The following is a 15,620-nucleotide window of genomic DNA, read 5'->3' as shown; positions in this document are numbered from 1 at the left end:
GCGTGACGGACGGCGGGCCGAGCACGACCCATGCACCGCAAGCCCGGATCCACCGGGCCCGGATCCGAGGAGGAACCTCATGACCAGCACCTCTGCGACGCCCCCCATCGGGCACCGAGCGGGGGCGGAGGCCCTGGGCACGGCGTGGCTGGTGCTCCTGGGCTGCGGCACCGCCGTCCTCGCGGGCGACCAGGTCGGCTTCGCCGGCGTGGCCCTGGCCTTCGGCCTGTCCGTCGTCACCATGGCCTACGCCGTCGGGCACATCTCGGGCGGCCACTTCAACCCCGCCGTGACCGTCGGCCTCGCCACCGCCGGCCGCTTCGCCTGGCGCGACGTGCCGGCGTACGTCGGCGCGCAGGTCGTCGGCGGGTCGCTCGGCGCCCTCGTGCTCTACGTGGTCGCCTCGGGCCGCGACGGGTTCACCCTCGACGACGGGTTCGCCACCAACGGGTACGGCGACCTCTCCCCCACCGGCTACAGCCTGCTCGCGGTCGTCGTGGCCGAGCTCGTGCTCACCGCGGGCTTCCTCTACGTCATCCTCGGCGCGACCGACCGGTTCGCCCCGGCCGGGTTCGGCCCCCTGGCCATCGGCCTGGCCCTGACCGCGATCCACCTCGTCTCGATCCCGGTCAGCAACACCTCGGTCAACCCGGCCCGCTCGCTCGCGGTGGCCTGGTTCGTGCCCGACGCGCTGGCCCAGGTCTGGGTCTTCCTCCTCGTGCCGACCATCGGCGGCGCCATCGCCGGCCTGACGTACGCCGCGATCACCGGCTCGCGCCAGACCGAGCGCGACGACCACGCCGAGGCGCAGGTCGCCTGAGGCCCACCCCGGATGGACCCGCGGGGGTCGGGCAGGCTCCGCCGAGCCGCCCGGCCCCCGCTCCCGTCTCCCCGTCCGTCGCCTCCCCCGGGAGGGAGCGGCGCACCGAACCGACACGAAAGGCTGCACCCATGGGTCTCCTGTCCTCCGTCACCAAGCGGGGCGCCAAGCTCGCGGTCCCGCGCATCGGCCGCATCGCGCCCGACCAGACCGAGTCGTTCCTCGACAAGGTCCTCGCCCGGGCCATCGCCGGCGGCGGGCCGTTCGACAGCGCCGTCGAGGTCGCCGACGCCGCTCTGGCCGACGCCGGTGGCGATGTCGACAAGGCGGTCGGCAAGCTCATCGACTCCCACACCCGGCTCGCCGGCGCCCAGGGCTTCCTGACCAACGTCGGCGGGCTGGTCACCCTCGCCGTGACCATCCCGGCCAACGTCGCCGGCATCGTCATGGTGCAGCTGCGGCTGCACGCCGCGATCGCCCACCTCCACGGCCTCGACCTCGACGACGACGGCGTCCGCGCCGCCCTCCTGGTCACGCTCCTCGGCACCAAGGCCACCCGCAAGCTCGTCAAGGACGGCGACCTGCCCGGCGATGCGCGGTGGCTGGTCGACAACGGCCGGGGCACGCTCCCGCCGGTCGAGCCCGTCGAGCGCGTCGAGCCCGTCGAGCCGGCCCAGCCCGGGGCGGGCCTGGAGACCGCCGAGGACCGCAAGGCCCCCGCCGGGTCGCTGACCCGCCAGGTGACCGCCGAGGTGGCCGCGACCCTCGTCGGGATGATGGGCGGCAAGCAGCTCGCGACCACGGTCGGCAAGCGGGTGCCGCTGTTCGGCGGCATCGTCGGCGGCTTCGCCGACGCCCGCGCCACGCGGCGCACGGGTCGTGAGGCGGCCGCCGCGCTGCCCCGCCGCTAGGCCGCCCCGGCAGGGGCCGATGTCACAAGCGTCACTCCCGTCCCGTCGGCGGGGGTGAGGCGGGGGGTCGCGGACCGGAGTACCAATGAGGCATGGGCATCATCGGTTTCCTCGTCTTCGGTCTCGTCGTCGGCGCTGTCGCGCGCCTCATCAAGCCGGGCCGGCAGAACCTCGGCCTCCTCGGCACGCTCGTGCTGGGCGTCCTCGGCTCGGTGATCGGCGGCGTCATCGCCTCCGCCATCGGCACCGGTGACATCTTCGAGCTCAACATCATCGGCGCGGTCGTGGCGATCATCGCCGCCGTGCTGCTGATCGGCGTCGTCGAGGGCTTCATGGGCAAGAACAAGACGGTCTCCAGCCGGCACTGACCGCCCGGCACGACCCGGCTCCACCCCCACCTGCCAGTGCTGCGCTGGCCCCGGCTCCGGCCGGGGTCAGCGCAGTCGTGCGTTCACGCGCCCCGCTCGACGACGAACCGGCGGAACCGCTCGGCCGGGGCCGAGAGCGGACGGTCGCCCCGCCAGGCCAGCCCCACGGTGCGCCGGGCGCCGGCGGCCCGCAGGGACAGCCCGACCGTCCCGGAGAGCCCGACGAACGGCTCGGGCACGACCGCGACCCCGAGCCCGGCCGCGACGAGGCCCTCGATGGTGGCCAGGTCCTGGCTCTCGAAGGAGATGCGCGGGGCGAACCCGGCCTCGCGGTAGAGCGCGTCGACCAACGTAGTGAACCCGAACCCCGGCGGCGTCGTGACCAGCTCGTCCTCGGCGACCTCGGCCAGGGTGGCCCGGCGCCGCCCGGCCAGCCGGTGCCGCGGCGGCACGACCAGCACCAGCCGCTCCTCCTGCAGCGGGTGCCAGCCGGCCCGCTCGGGCAGCGGCCCGGAGGTGATCGCCACGTCGACCCGGCCCGCGTCGAGGTCGTCGACCATGTGGTGGGCCGGCTCCTGGCTCAGCTCCACCCGCACCCGCGGCGCCGCGGCGTGGAAGTCACGCAGCAGGCCGGGCACGAGCGAGGTCGAGATCGAGTCGAGGAACGCGAGCCGGACCACACCGGTCTCGGGGTCGACCAGCCCGGCGACCTCGGCCCGCAGCCGGTCGCGCCGGCGCACCAGGTCGCGGGCCGCCTCGACCACCACCTCGCCCACCGGCGTCGGCACGACCCCGCCGGGCACCCGCTCGAACAGCCGAGCCCCGATGTCGGCCTCGAGCCGGGCCAGTGCCCGCGACAGCGTGGGCTGGGTCGTGCCGAGCACGGCCGCGGTGTCGGTGACGTGCCGGTGCTCGGCCAGGACGGTCAGCCACTCCAGGTCGCGCAGGTCCACCCCGCCAGCCTAGACGCTCATGCGCCCAACGCATGGAGAGGGCGCCCGTGATGTATTGGACGCATCGCGGCTCGCGGAGGATCGTCGAGACGGTGAGCACGACGACCGCCTCCTCCCCCGCCACCGCCGACCTCGGCCACGCGCCGGGCTCGGCGGCGTACCGCCGGGTGGTGGCGGCCCTGTTCGCCGCGGGCCTGGCCACGTTCGCCCTGCTCTACAGCACGCAGGCGCTGCTGCCCGAGATCAGCGCCGACCTCGGTGTCTCGAGCGGCGCGGCGACCCTCACCGTCTCCCTCACCACCGTCGGGCTCGCGCTCGCGCTGCTGGTCGCGGGTCCCCTCTCCGACCGGGTCGGCCGGACGCCGCTGGTCCACACCTCGCTCGCCGCGTCCGCGGTCGTGGCGCTGCTGTGCGCCGTCGCGCCGGGCTGGACGAGCCTGCTCGCCCTGCGGCTGCTGCTCGGGGTGACGCTGGCCGGGCTGCCGGCCGTCGCCACGTCGTACCTGCGCGAGGAGCTGCACCCCGGCTCCCACGCGCGGGCCGCGGGCGTCTACATCGGGGGCACGGCGATCGGCGGCATGGCCGGCCGCCTGGTCACCGGCGGCGCGGCCGACCTCGGCGGGTGGCGCTGGGGGTTGGCCGCGACGGGACTGCTCGCCCTGGCGTGCGCGGTCGCGGTGCGGCTGCTCCTGCCCCCGTCGCGCCGGTTCGTGCCTCGCGCGCCGCGCGGCAGCGCCACGGCCCCGCGCTCGGCCCTGGCCGACCCGGCACTGCTCGCCCTGTACGCCGTGGGTGCGTGCTCGGTCGGGGCGATGGTCGCGGTCTTCAACCTGGTCTCCTTCCGCCTCACCTCCGAGCCGTTCGGGCTCGGCGTCGGGCTGGCCAGCCTGGTCTTCCTCACCTACGCCGTCGGCACGGCCTCCTCGGTGGTCGCGGGCCGCGCCGCCGACCGGTGGGGCCGGCGGGCGGTCGTGCCCGTGGGGGCGGCCCTCGCCCTGGCGGGCGTCCTGCTGACCCTGCCGGACTCCCTGGTCCTGGTCGTCGGTGGCACGGCGCTGCTGTGCGCCGGGTTCTTCGCCGTCCACGGCGTGGCCAGCGGGTGGGTCCCGGCGCGGGCGCACGCGGGCCGTGCGTCGAGCGGGGCGGCCGCCGCGGACTACCTGTTCGCCTACTACGTGGGCTCGTCGGTCTTCGGCAGCCTGGCCGGCGTCGCCTGGGGCGTGGGGGCCTGGCCGGCCGTCGTCGCGCTGGCCGCGGCGCTGCTCACCGTCGCGGGCGGGCTGGCGCTCGTCCTGCGGCGCACGACACCGCTGGCCCCGGAGCCGACCGCGACGCCGGCGACGGCCTGAGGTCAGTCGACCGGCACGTGCCGGCGCAGGAACTCGACGTACTGCGCGACGGCGCGCTCGAAGGGCTCGCCGAGGTAGATGTCGAAGTGGCCGACCGGGTGGGCGCGCACCTCGACCCGCGGCGAGCGGGAGACCTGGCGCAGCGCGGGCCGGTCGGGGGCGACGGTGTCGCCGTCGCACAGCGCGACCAGGGTGGGGCAGGCGATGCGGCGCGCGTGCCGGCCCGGGGCGTAGCGCAGGACCTCCAGGGCCGAGCGCGCGGTGAGGCGCCGATCGACGTCGCCGCCGGGCGCGAGGGCGGTCATGCCGGCCAGCGCGTCGTGGGAGCTCATGAACGCGGTCTCGCCCGGGGCCGCGGCCGCGGGCAGGTAGACCGGCTCGGCGCGGCGCGCGGCGCGCGCCAGGTCGCGCACGGCTGCGGTGGTGACCGCGAGCCCGGTCAGCGGGGGCACGGCCAGGGTCGAGGCGACGCCGTCGGTGAAGGGGCACTGCGCGATGGCCGCGGCCAGGCGTCGGTCGGAGCCGGCCAGGGTGAGCGCGTGGCCGCCGCCGAAGCTGCTGCCGAAGACCGCGACCCGCTCGCCGTCGACGTCGGGCAGGGCGCGCACCGAGGCGATGGCCGCGCCCCAGTCGTCGAGCTGGCGGCGCACCGAGAGCAGCTGGCGCGGCTCGCCGTCGCTGGTGCCGAAGTGGCGGTAGTCGAACGCGAGCGCGACGTACCCCGCGGCGGCGAAGCGCTCGGCGTAGGCCTCCAGGCGCATCGCGACGGTGCCGCCGAGGCCGTGCCCGAGCACGACGGCGGGCCGGGACCGTCGCCCGGCCGCGTCGCTCCCGGCCGGGCGGTGGAGCCGGCCGCGGCAGGTGGTGCCGCGGCTCGTGAACGCGTGGTCACCGGCGAGGGTCTCGGGCACGCCCGCACCGTAGCGGCGTCAGCTCGTCGTCGCCCGCGGGACGATGGCCTCGGACGGCACCCAGCGCTGCGAGACGTAGGGCCCTCCGTGCTGGGCCCCGAGGTGGGCCACCACCACCCAGCCCAACCAGCGGCCGGAGCGGTCGCGCTCCCACCCGAGCAGCAGCCCCGGCGCGCGTCGGTCGCCCCACACCTGCACGTCGGTCACCCAGACGTGCTCGGCGCGGGGCAGCATGGGAGCGAGATTAGAACACCTGTTCCCATCGGGTCATCCCCCGGTCGCCACCCAGCCGCCCGACGGCGTGCGACGGACCAAGCCGCGCTCCTCGAACGCCTCCAGCCAGCCCGTCATCGGCCACTCGCCCCAGCGCTGGGCGTACACCGCGCCGTTGCGGAGGATGGCCTCGAGGTGCTCCACCGGCGGCGAGCTGACCGGGTGGTGCTGGTGGTAGGCGCGGGCCGCCCCGAGCCACCACTGCTCCACCCCGGCGGACTCGGCGGTGCGGCCGAGGTCGGTGTCCTCGCCGCCGTAGCCGACGTAGCCCTCGTGGAAGCCGCCGAGGCGCTCCCAGGCCGCGGGAGAGGTGGCGAAGGACAGCGACCAGAACAGGTGCGGGTCGGTCGAGCGCTCGCGCCCCCAGAGACCCGGGTCCGGGCGCGCCGGGTGCGGGCGGTCGAGGGCGGCGAGCTCGGCGGGGTGGTCGACGACGGTGTCGCGCGGCAGGTAGGTGACCGGGCCCGACCACAGCCGGTCGGGGTGATCGGCCACCGCGCCGGCGTAGGCCGCCACGAGGGAGAACCCGGCCAGGCAGTCGACGTCGAGGAGCACCACGACGTCGGCCCCGCGGGCCACGACCTCGGCCACGCCGCGGTTGCGCGCAGCGGCGAGCGGGAGCCCCTCGGCGGGCACGTCGATGCGCACGACGTCGCGCTGCAGGCCGTGGTCGGCGGCGGGCCCGATGGCCGGGTCGCCCATGGCGACGCAGACGTAGTGCTCGGGCCGCCGGCGGCCGAGGGCGAGGCTGCGGTGCTGCCCGGCGAGGTGGTGGCGGCGGCCGCGGGCGATGGTGACGACCCCGACCGTGGGGCCGGCCGGGCTCATGCGGCCCCGCGGACGACGTCGGCGAAGCGCTCGACCGCGCGGCCGTCGCACCACTCGGCCCAGCGGCGACCGTCGAGGGCGGCGGCCTCGTCGAGCGCCGGCGTCGCCGCCGGGCCGCGGGGCCAGTCGTCGAGCACCAGGGCGGGCCACGGGCCCTCGCGGAGGACGGCTGCGGTGGTGCGCTGCTCCTCGTGCGGGCGGTCCTGGGGGACGACGACCGCCGGGAGGCGCAGGGCGGCGGTCTCGGCCACGGCGTTCTGGCCGGCGTGGGTGACCACGACGTCGGCGGTGCGGAGGATGGCGAGCGGGTCGGCGACCCATCCGCCGGGCCCGGCGCCGAGGGTGGTCCAGCGCCAGCCGTCACCGTCCACCGGGGCGATCGCGCGGTGCCCGCCCGAGCCGACCAGGAGGACCGCGTGACGGGGACCGCCGAGCGAGGCGGGGCGCGGCTCGGGTGCGCCGGTGGCGAAGCGGGACAGGGCGCCGACGGTGTGGAGCCGGTCGCGCACCGACGGCGGGACGCCCTGGAGCATCCCGTGGGCCTCTGCGGGCCAGAAGGCGACCAGCTCGTCGGCGTTCTCCAGGCCGAGGAGGTGGGCGGGGTCGTCGCGGCGGCCCGGGAGGACGACGGCGACGACGGGCACGCCGTGCAGGCGCACCAGCAGGCCGACCTCGACGGACAGGTCGACCACCACGGCTCGGGGCCGGGCGGCGGCGATCCAGGCCGAGATCGCGGCGGTGCGCTCGCGCAGGCCGTCGTGGTGCAGCGGCGCCCAGTGCAGGGTGGCCCGGGCGGTCGTGCCGCTGAGCGCGTCGGCGGGGCCGTCGTCGTCGCGCGGGAGCTGCACCCACTCCCCCGGCCAGTCCGCCGGCCGCGGAAGCGAGGACAGCCCGGTCACCGCCGGTCCCCCGGTGGCCGCCAGGTGGGTGGCCAGCGCGGTGGCGCGGTGCAGGTGGCCGCGGCCGACGTGGTGGACGTAGTAGCCGATGGCGCCGCTCACGCGGCGACCGGACCGTGCACGAGCTCGCGGTAGGCCCGCTCGTAGCCGTCGACCATGACCTCGAGCGAGCAGGTGCGCTCGGCGTGCCGTCGTACGGCGGCGCGGTCGAGGCCCCGCGCCTCGCGGACCGCGCCCGCGAGCGCGACCACGTCGCCCGGTGCGACCAGCACGCCGCCGTCGGTGCCGACGACCTCGGGCAGGCCGCCGCGGGCGTACCCGGCGACCGGGGTGCCCGAGGCCATGGCCTCCGAGGCGACGAGGCCGTAGGGCTCGTCCCAGGCCGGGGTGACCAGGGCGACCGAGGCGCGGCGCAGCAGGTGGGCGAGCTCGGAGTGGTCGAGGTGGCCGCGGTACTCGACACCGCGGCCCAGGCGCGGCGCGACCTCGCGCTCGTAGTAGCGCGGGTCGTGCGCGGGGCCGACGAGCACGAGCGGCACACCGGCGCGGCGGCAGGCGTCGATGGCCTCGTGCGGGGCCTTCTCGGGCACCAGGCGGCCGGACCAGACGGCCGGTCCGCCGCCGGTGCCGAACCGCCAGCGGGACAGGTCGACGCCGTTGGGCACCACCGTGCTCGGCACGACGTGCGACCACGCCGCGGCCGTCGAACCGCTGACCGCCACGAACGTCGACGCGCCGGCGCCGAGGTGGACCGCCGACTCGACGTACGGCAGCGGGGGCGTGTGCAGGGTGGTGACGATCGGGACGGGCACGGCCGGGGCCATGGCGACCGGGAGGTGGTGGAGGCTGTTGTTGTGCACCACGTCGAACCGCTCGGCGCCGGTGCGCTGGAGCCGGAGCATCAGGTCGAGGTAGGCGTGGTGGTCGGTGAGCACCGACGACGACGGCGCGTTGACGTCGGCCATCGCGGCCTTGCTGACCTCGAACCGGGCCGGCTCGAGGTGGTGCACCGGCAGGCTCGGGTCGGACCCGGGGGCGGCGAACAACGTCACCTCGTGCCCGCGGCGGACGAGCTCGCGCGTCAGGCCGTGGGTCATGGCCTCGAGGCCGCCCGCGAACGGCTCGGCGATCGGAAAGCGGCTGGATGCGACGACGCAGATCCTCACGCGCCGCCCTCCCCGACCACCGACCGGTAGACGGCCTCGTGGGCCGCGGCGACGGCGCGGCGCTGGTGGCGGCGGTCCTCGACGGTGGCGCCGAGGTCGGGGCGCTCGGTCCAGGCGGTGCGGACGGCCTCGGCCAGGGACGCGGCGTCGAAGGTGTCCTCCTCGTGGACGTAGGTCAGCACCGGGCCCTGCTCGCCGAGGTAGCCGCAGGACGGTGCGACGACGGTGGTGCCGACGTCGCGGCAGGCCTCCAGCCAGCCGGAGTGGGTGCCGAAGCGGTAGGGCAGCACGGAGACATCGAGGCCCGCGAGGTAGTCGAACAGCGCCTCGTCGCTGAGGTAGTCGTGGACGTGCAGCTCGAGGCGCCCGGCCTCGGCGTGCTCGCGGACCATGGCCGCCAGCGCCGGGTCGTGGCGCAGGCCGTCGGGGGCGAGGACGTCACGGTGGGCGTTGACCTGCAGCACGGCGCCCGGGAGGGCGGCGACGGCCTCGACGAGGACGGGAAGGACGCGCTCGGGGGCCATCGAGGCGCGCAGGCTCTTCAGGTGCAGGCCGACCCGGAACGGCCGCTCCCCGTGGGCCAGCGAGCGCACCCCGCGCATCGACTGGACGCGGCGCATGGTGTCGAGCGGCACCACGTGCGGGTGCGGGACGACGGTGGCCTCGCGGCCCCAGCGGGCGCGGATCTCCGCGGCCGCGCCGGGGGTGAGCGTGACCAGCGCGTCGGCGGACGGCACCAGCACGTCGAGGTGGGCGTCGTGGGCGGCCCGGTCGTGGTGGTGCGGGTTGCGCAGGTCGTGCACGGTCTGCACGAGCGGCACGCCGTGGGCGCGCAGCGCCTCGGTCCAGGTGCGCAGGTCGGCCGGGTCGAGCGCGTCGAACCCGAAGTGCAGGTGGGCCAGGTCGACCTCGTGCGCGTGCGCCTCCACCCACGCCGCGTCGAGCACGGCCGGCGGCCACCACTGGCCCGCCGCCGGGCGTCGTACGCCGCGGGGCGGGGGGTCGTCGAGGCGGACGACCGACGGGGCCTCGTCGGCAGGGTCGAGGTGGCGCACGTAGACGTGGCCCGTGGGCACGGAGGCCACGGTGAGGGTGCGCGGGCGCGCGACGGCGGAGGTCACGTGGCTGGGTACCCAGGGGCCTCCGACTCACGATCACCCCCACAGGTGACTGTGCGGGAGGGGGCTCAGCCCCATGGGGCCGGATCACCCGTGCGGCCGGGGCAGGATGAGGGGGTGACCGACTCCCCGCTGCCGCTCGAGGTGCCCGTCGACGGGGAGGTCCTCGCGGCCTTCCGGTACGGCGCCGCCGGTGCTCCGCCGTCGCGGACCGTGCTCGCCGTGCACGGCATCACCGCCTCCTCCCGCGCCTGGCCCGCGGTGGCGCGGGCCCTGCCCGACGACTGGGCGCTGGTGGCGGTCGACCTGCGCGGCCGTGGCGCCTCGCGCGACCTGCCGCCGGGCGGACTCGGCCGGCACGCCGACGACGTGCTCGCCGTCGCCCGGACGGTGGGGTGTGGGGTGCTGCTGGGCCACTCGATGGGGGCCTACGTCGCGACGCTGGCCGCGGCCGCCGCTCCTCGCGCCTTCGAGCGGGTCGTGCTGGTCGACGGCGCGGTGCCGCTCCCGGTGCCGCCCGGCGCCGACCCCGACGCGGTGCTCGATGCCACCCTCGGCCCCGCCCTGCAGCGGCTGAGCCAGGTCTTCGCCGACGAGGAGGCCTACGTCGACGTCTTCCGCGCCCACCCCGCCCTCGCCGCGTCGTGGAACGACGACGTCGAGACCTACGCCCGCTACGACGCCCTGCCGGTCGGTGACGGGGTCCGCTCGCGCGCCGTCGAGGCCGCGGTGCGCGCCGACGGCCGTGACCTGCTCACCCTCGGCGACCGCCTCGACGCGGCCCTGCGCGGCCTGACCGCACCGACCGTGCTGCTCACCGCGCCCGGCGGCATGTTCGGCGACCCGCCCGGCCTGCTCCCCGCCGACGCCGTCGCGCGGTACGCCGCCGAGGTCGACGCCCTCACCGTGGTCGAGGTCGAGGGCACCAACCACTACACGATCCTGTTCGCCCCCGACGCGGCCCGGACGGTGGCCGAGGCGGTCACGGGCGCCGGCGGGTGGTCGGGCCAGGGCACCGCGTAGCCGCGTGTGCGGGTCGCCCCGCTCGACCTCGGGACCCAGCGCGAGGGCGAGCACGCCCGCGGTGCCGCAGCAGCGCCCGGCACGTCCGGCGGAACGTCGGCGGGGGTGCCTCTGCTGCGGCGAGTGGTTTCGACACAGGCCGCCAGGCGTGCCTTCCTCGACCACCGTGGGGTCGGGCCGGGTCGGGGCCGGGCAACACGGTGGTCGAGGAGGGCCGCCAGGCCCGTCTCGAGGCCACTCGACCTCTGCTGCGGCGAGTGGTTTCGAGACGGGCCGCCAGGCGGCCTTCCTCGACCACCGTGGGGTCGGGCGCAGGCCGACGGCCCCGCTCGCCTGACGGTGGGCGGGGTGCGGGGCGGGGTGGTCAGGGCTCCTGACTGCGGTCGACGGTGTACGTCGCGCCGGCCGGACTGTGCCACTGGTATACGCCGGGTCGGAGCTGCACGTAGCGCCAGGTGGAGTGCGTCTTGGCTCGGTGGTGGGCTCGGCAGAGCCGGGCGAGGTTGGACGAGCGGGTCTCGCCGCCTGGGTCGTAGGGGCGGATGTGGTCGCGGTCGGTGCGGCGTCGGTTGCAGTAGGGGAACACGCAGCGCCGGTCGCGGAGGTCGACCTGCGCGGCCAACGTCGGTGACGGCTGGTAGCCGCTGCTGGCCAGGTCGGCGGACAGGTCGATGACGGGTCGGACGTGGGCGTCGGTGTCGAGCCAGGCCGCGACCCTCTCGGCCAGGGCCTGGGCGGCGGCGGGGTCGCCGCCGGGGAGGTCGACGACCGGCTTCACGGTGACCTTCGTGCCGGGGGCGCGGCACCAGGCGGCGAGCTGCTCGGTGGTGATGGTGGAGCCGGCGGTCTCGACGACGTCGGAGTCCGAGCGCAGATGCGCGTACACCGTCACCACACCCCGTGGTGCTGCCGACCTCGAGGTCGAGCGCGAGCTGGGCGCGGGCGATCTCGCCGACGGCGAGGGCGCGGCGGGCGTCCCACGACTCGGTCGACCCCAGGGCGCCGAGCTGGGCCGCGACGCCGGCGAGCGCGGTGTCGAGGTCGACCGCGTCGGCCAGGTCGAGCGTGCCGGTGACCTCGACGGTGCCGTCGATCGAACGGACGTGGTCGAGGTGGACGTCGAACCGCCGGTGCTCCAGGGCCGCCAGCCGCCGGCGCTCCACCTCGTCGGGACAGTGGGCGGCGAGCGCGGCGGTGACGGTGCGGTCGGCCTGGGCGAACGTGCAGGAATGCGCGGTCGGTGCGAGCGCGCGGTCGACCTCCGCGGCGCCCGCCATGGGGAGCCGCTGGGTCTGCTCGGCGATGCGGAACGCCCTTCCACAACGGCACCTCCAACCCGACCACCCTGGCCCACAGGCGCGGGAGGCGGTGGCGCAGCACGAGCGCGTTGCCGACGTACACCGCGCACGAGTCGGGCGAGCGGCCGAGGACGCAGGCCAGGTCGTGGGCGTCGAACTCGCTGACCCACGGACACCCCGGCCCGCCGAGCTGCAGCCCGGGGGTCATCGTGTTGACCGACGCCTCGGCCTCCGACACCTCATGAGCCGCGCACCAGTCCAGCACCGCGACCAACGTCGCGACCTCCATCCTCCGCTGACCACCCAGCGCGTCGGCCACGGCGGCGAGGGCCGGGTCGAGGAGGCGGCTGCTGGTCACGTTGAACAACATAGACGTGACCACGGACAGTTATCGCCGACGTGTTCGATGCTGTGGAGGGTCCTGTGGAGTGGCCTCGAGACGGGCGCGGGGCGCCCTCCTCGACCACCGTTGGGTGAGGTGGACTTCCGGCTGCGGCGGCCTTGAGGACAGGCGCCGGGCGCTGTCCTCAGCCGGCCGGTCAGTGGTTGCGGAGGGCCTCGACGAGCTCGTCCTTCTTCATCGACGAGCGGCCGTCGATGCCGATCTCGGCGGCGCGCTTGCGCAGGTCCTTGACCGTCCACTCCTCGTAGGAGGGAGACTTCCCGCCGCGGCGGCCGACGGTGGACTTGCCCTCGGCGGCGGAGGCGTTGGCGATGCGGGCCGCCTTCTCCTTGCTCGCGCCCTCGTCGCGCAGCGCCTCGTAGGTGTCGGGGTCCTTGACGCTGGGTCCGGGCTTCTTCCCTGCGGGCATGGATCGACGGTAGCCACGCCGAGGCGCGGTGGGCATGCCCCACACGGGTGGAGGGGGTGTCTGGTAGCCATGCGCCATGACTGGTCCCGTGGATGACCCCGTCCAGCGCACCTGGATCGACGCCGACGACGAGCCGCACGAGGTGTCCGAGGCGACGGTCGAGCGGGTGCGGGCCGTGATGGGCGAGCCGCCCGCCGACCTCGAGGAGACGGCGCCGGTGGTGACCCGCCGCGGCCGGCGTACCGGCCTCCGGGGCGAGGTGCGGCTGGAGGGCGGCGGCACGGCGACCCTCGACGACGTCGTGCCCGACGACCTCCCGTTCGGCTACCACGTGCTCGTCGCGACCGACGGCCGCGAGCGGCGCCTGGTCGTCTCCCCCGGCCAGTGCTGGGTGCCGCCGGAGCAGCAGTGGGGCTGGTCGGTCCAGCTGTACGCCGCCACGTCGACCCGCAGCGCCGGGGTCGGCGACCTGGGCGACCTCCGGACGCTGCGCGAGTGGACGGAGGACCTCGGCGGCGGGTTCCTCGTGGTCAACCCGCTGCACGCGGTCGCGCCGGTGCTGCCGCTGGAGTCCTCGCCGTACCTCCCGGCGACCCGGCGCTTCCGCAACCCGGTCTACCTGCGCGTCGACGAGGTGCCGGCGACCCCGATCGAGGGCATCGACCGCGACGCAGCCTGGACCTTCAAGCTGCGCCTCCTGCGCGCCAGGTACGACGAGCACGGGGCCGGCGACGAGGGCTTCACGACCTGGCGGGCCGAGCAGGGCGAGGCCCTGGAGGACTTCGCGACCTGGTCGGTGCTGGCAGCCGAGCACGGCGCGGACTGGCACACCTGGCCCGCCGAGCTGCACGACCCGCGCGGGGAGGCGGCCGGCCGGGTGCGGTCCGAGCTCGCCGACGACGTGTCGTTCCACGCCTGGCTGCAGTGGCGGCTGGCCGAGCAGCTGGCCGAGGCCACCGGCGACCTGACGGTGGTGCAGGACCTCCCGGTCGGCGTCTCCGGCGGCGGGGCCGACGCGTGGGCGTGGCAGGGCGTGATGGCCGACGGGGTGACCGTCGGCGCACCGCCCGACGCCCTCAACTCCGTCGGCCAGGACTGGGGGTCACCGCCGTTCGTGCCGTGGCGGCTGCGGGCGGCCGACTACGAGCCGTTCGTGCAGTCGGTGCGCGCCACGATCGCCGGCGCGGGTGGCCTGCGCATCGACCACGTGATGGGCCTGTTCCGGCTGTGGTGGATCCCGCAGGAGGCCGGGCCGCAGGAGGGCTGCTACGTGCGCTACCCCGCCGACGACCTGCTCGACATCGTCTGCCTGGAGTCGCACCGCGCGCAGGCCGTCGTCGTCGGTGAGGACCTCGGCACGGTCGAGGACGGCGTGCGGGAGGCGCTGGCCGAGCGCCGCATCCTCGGCTACCGCGTGCTGTGGTTCGAGGACGACGACCCGGCCACCTGGCCCGAGGGGTCGCTGGCCACCGTCACCACCCACGACCTGGCCACCGTGGCCGGGCTGTGGACCGGGTCGGACGTCGACGACCAGCTGGCGTCCTCCGACATGGCCGAGGACGACGTCCGCGCGGGCCGTGAGGAGCTGCTGGGCCGGCTCCAGCGCGACGGCCTGGCCGACGGCGCGACCGTCGACGAGGCGGTCGCCGCGGCGTACGCCCAGCTCGGGCGGGCGCCGTCGGTGCTGCTGTCGTTCGCCCTGGAGGACGCGGTCGGCGAGGAGCGTCGGCCCAACGTGCCCGGCACCGACGTCACCCAGCGCGCCAACTGGACCGTGCCGCTGCCCGTGCCCGTCGACGAGCTGGCCGCGCACCCCGGCCCACGGGCCCTGCTCGAGGCGGCCGCGGTGACCGGGCCGGCAACGGGTACCTCCCGCCCATGACCACCGCGCCCGACGAGCCCACGCCCGCCACCGAGCCCGACCTCGACCCCGTCCAGCCGGGTGAGGACCCGGGCGTCCCGCCCGAGGCCGACGACCCGCCGGTCCAGCCCCACTGACCGGAGGCGGGCGCTCAGGCCGCCGAGACCTCCGGCAGCACGACCCGCCGCAGGTCGCGCAGCACCCGCTCCAGCAGCCGCGAGACCTGGGTCTGGGTCAGCCCCAGCTCGTCGCCGATCTCGCGCTGCGAGCGCTGCTCCCAGAACCGCAGGAACAGCAGCCGCTGGTCGCGCACGCCGAGCCCGGCGAACGCCGGGCCGACCATGCAGCGGGCCTCGGCGGCCAGCTCGTCCTCGCGGTCGTCGGCGATGAGCTCGCCGAGCGTCGAGCCCACGTCGTCGCCGGCGCCCGACGGCCCGACCGGCCGGTCGAGGCTGGGCGGGGAGAAGCAGCCGAACGCCGAGACGACCTCGGCGTACTCCCCGGCTCCGAGGTCGAGCTCGGCCCGGACCTCGGCGTCCTCGGGCTCGCGGCCGAGCTCGGAGGCCATGCGGGAGATCGTGGCGTTGAGCCGCTGCTGCAGCTCCTGCACGCGGCGGGGCGGGCGCACCATCCAGGACCGGTCGCGGAAGTGCCGCTGCACCTCGCCGCGGATCGTCGGCACGGCGAAGGTCAGCAGGTCCTCGGCGCGCTCGGCGTCGTAGCGCTGCACGGCCTTGACCAGCCCCTCGTACGCCGCCTGCTGGAGGTCCTCCAGCGGCACGCCCCGGTCGCGGTAGCGGGAGGCGACCGCGTCGGCGACGCGTCGGTTGAGGACCACGACCTCGCCCAGCACGTCCTGCCGTTCGGCGGCGTCCGCGGTGGACCGGGCCCGGACCAGGAGCTCCGCCGTGCGGCGGGATCGCTCCTCGCGGGACAGCGCGCGGTCGTCGTGCGGGCAGACAGGCATGACCCTCCGAAAAAGGTGTGTCGGGTCCCGATCCACCGGGCGCACGGAGGGCGGCACACGGGG

At 76.3% G+C, this 15,620-nt stretch carries 16 protein-coding genes; 6 read left to right on the top strand and 10 right to left on the bottom strand.

Going from position 1 to position 15,620, the window contains the following annotated elements:
• Positions 1 to 79: 79 nt before the first annotated feature.
• The 3 genes from aqpZ (at position 80) to FJQ57_RS20490 (ending at position 2,099) form a co-directional block, all read left to right on the top strand.
• Positions 80 to 820, top strand: coding sequence for an aquaporin Z (aqpZ, locus tag FJQ57_RS20500; RefSeq protein ID WP_139983953.1), 741 nt, complete (start codon positions 80 to 82; stop codon positions 818 to 820).
• 131 nt (positions 821 to 951) lie between these two features.
• Complete coding sequence (locus FJQ57_RS20495) at positions 952 to 1,731, top strand: EcsC family protein (RefSeq protein WP_139983951.1); 780 nt, start codon at positions 952 to 954, stop codon at positions 1,729 to 1,731.
• Positions 1,732 to 1,823: 92 nt separating this feature from the next.
• Positions 1,824 to 2,099 carry a GlsB/YeaQ/YmgE family stress response membrane protein gene (locus tag FJQ57_RS20490; RefSeq protein ID WP_246081942.1) on the top strand — a complete coding sequence of 92 codons (276 nt, stop codon included), beginning with the start codon at positions 1,824 to 1,826 and terminating at the stop codon, positions 2,097 to 2,099.
• Between the two features lie 83 nt (positions 2,100 to 2,182).
• On the opposite strand, the gene FJQ57_RS20485 is transcribed toward FJQ57_RS20490, so the two are convergent.
• Positions 2,183 to 3,052: a LysR family transcriptional regulator gene (locus FJQ57_RS20485; RefSeq protein ID WP_139983949.1), complete on the bottom strand. Its 870-nt coding sequence runs from the start codon at positions 3,050 to 3,052 to the stop codon at positions 2,183 to 2,185.
• Positions 3,053 to 3,144: 92 nt separating this feature from the next.
• Between FJQ57_RS20485 and FJQ57_RS20480 the strand changes: the two genes are divergently transcribed.
• Positions 3,145 to 4,401: an MFS transporter gene (locus FJQ57_RS20480; protein WP_246081941.1), complete on the top strand. Its 1,257-nt coding sequence runs from the start codon at positions 3,145 to 3,147 to the stop codon at positions 4,399 to 4,401.
• Between the two features lie 2 nt (positions 4,402 to 4,403).
• Here FJQ57_RS20480 and FJQ57_RS20475 read toward each other — a convergent pair whose 3' ends face one another.
• Genes FJQ57_RS20475 through FJQ57_RS20450 form a run of 6 tightly spaced genes read right to left on the bottom strand, consistent with a single transcriptional unit; the run spans position 4,404 to position 9,599 of the window.
• Positions 4,404 to 5,312 (bottom strand): alpha/beta hydrolase, encoded by a 909-nt coding sequence (locus FJQ57_RS20475; protein ID WP_139983945.1) that lies wholly within the window; start codon positions 5,310 to 5,312, stop codon positions 4,404 to 4,406.
• An 18-nt stretch (positions 5,313 to 5,330) separates the two neighbouring features.
• Positions 5,331 to 5,546, bottom strand: a complete 216-nt coding sequence (locus tag FJQ57_RS20470) for a hypothetical protein (RefSeq protein WP_139983943.1) — start codon at positions 5,544 to 5,546, stop codon at positions 5,331 to 5,333.
• A 33-nt stretch (positions 5,547 to 5,579) separates the two neighbouring features.
• Positions 5,580 to 6,413, bottom strand: a complete 834-nt coding sequence (locus tag FJQ57_RS20465) for a glycosyltransferase family 2 protein (protein ID WP_139983941.1) — start codon at positions 6,411 to 6,413, stop codon at positions 5,580 to 5,582.
• The gene (locus FJQ57_RS20460) at positions 6,410 to 7,414 is read right to left on the bottom strand and encodes a glycosyltransferase (RefSeq protein ID WP_139983939.1); all 1,005 of its coding nucleotides are present in this window, start codon (positions 7,412 to 7,414) and stop codon (positions 6,410 to 6,412) included. Before FJQ57_RS20460 ends, FJQ57_RS20465 begins: the two co-directional genes overlap by 4 nt.
• On the bottom strand, positions 7,411 to 8,478 hold the full coding sequence (locus FJQ57_RS20455; RefSeq protein WP_246081940.1) for a glycosyltransferase family 4 protein: 1,068 nt from the start codon (positions 8,476 to 8,478) through the stop codon (positions 7,411 to 7,413). The genes FJQ57_RS20460 and FJQ57_RS20455 overlap by 4 nt, the downstream gene beginning before the upstream one ends.
• Positions 8,475 to 9,599, bottom strand: a complete 1,125-nt coding sequence (locus FJQ57_RS20450) for a glycosyltransferase family protein (RefSeq protein WP_170219535.1) — start codon at positions 9,597 to 9,599, stop codon at positions 8,475 to 8,477. The genes FJQ57_RS20455 and FJQ57_RS20450 overlap by 4 nt, the downstream gene beginning before the upstream one ends.
• 114 nt (positions 9,600 to 9,713) lie before the next feature.
• Here FJQ57_RS20450 and FJQ57_RS20445 point away from each other — a divergent pair, with 114 nt between their 5' ends.
• Positions 9,714 to 10,619: an alpha/beta fold hydrolase gene (locus FJQ57_RS20445; protein WP_139983937.1), complete on the top strand. Its 906-nt coding sequence runs from the start codon at positions 9,714 to 9,716 to the stop codon at positions 10,617 to 10,619.
• Positions 10,620 to 10,983: 364 nt separating this feature from the next.
• Here FJQ57_RS20445 and FJQ57_RS20440 read toward each other — a convergent pair whose 3' ends face one another.
• Positions 10,984 to 11,505 (bottom strand): HNH endonuclease signature motif containing protein, encoded by a 522-nt coding sequence (locus FJQ57_RS20440; RefSeq protein WP_139983935.1) that lies wholly within the window; start codon positions 11,503 to 11,505, stop codon positions 10,984 to 10,986.
• Between the two features lie 951 nt (positions 11,506 to 12,456).
• Positions 12,457 to 12,729: a DUF7218 family protein gene (locus tag FJQ57_RS20435; RefSeq protein ID WP_139983933.1), complete on the bottom strand. Its 273-nt coding sequence runs from the start codon at positions 12,727 to 12,729 to the stop codon at positions 12,457 to 12,459.
• Positions 12,730 to 12,805: 76 nt separating this feature from the next.
• Here FJQ57_RS20435 and FJQ57_RS20430 point away from each other — a divergent pair, with 76 nt between their 5' ends.
• Positions 12,806 to 14,611, top strand: coding sequence for a 4-alpha-glucanotransferase (locus FJQ57_RS20430; RefSeq protein ID WP_139983931.1), 1,806 nt, complete (start codon positions 12,806 to 12,808; stop codon positions 14,609 to 14,611).
• Between the two features lie 130 nt (positions 14,612 to 14,741).
• On the opposite strand, the gene FJQ57_RS20420 is transcribed toward FJQ57_RS20430, so the two are convergent.
• Positions 14,742 to 15,557: a sigma-70 family RNA polymerase sigma factor gene (locus FJQ57_RS20420; RefSeq protein ID WP_139983927.1), complete on the bottom strand. Its 816-nt coding sequence runs from the start codon at positions 15,555 to 15,557 to the stop codon at positions 14,742 to 14,744.
• Between the last annotated feature and the right edge of the window lie 63 nt (positions 15,558 to 15,620).

It is taken from the genome of Nocardioides litoris (assembly GCF_006346315.1).
GTDB classification, from domain to species: Bacteria; Actinomycetota; Actinomycetes; order Propionibacteriales; family Nocardioidaceae; genus Nocardioides; species Nocardioides litoris.
Note: the sequence above shows the minus strand (reverse complement) of the source record. Positions and strands in the feature narration are given on the sequence as shown.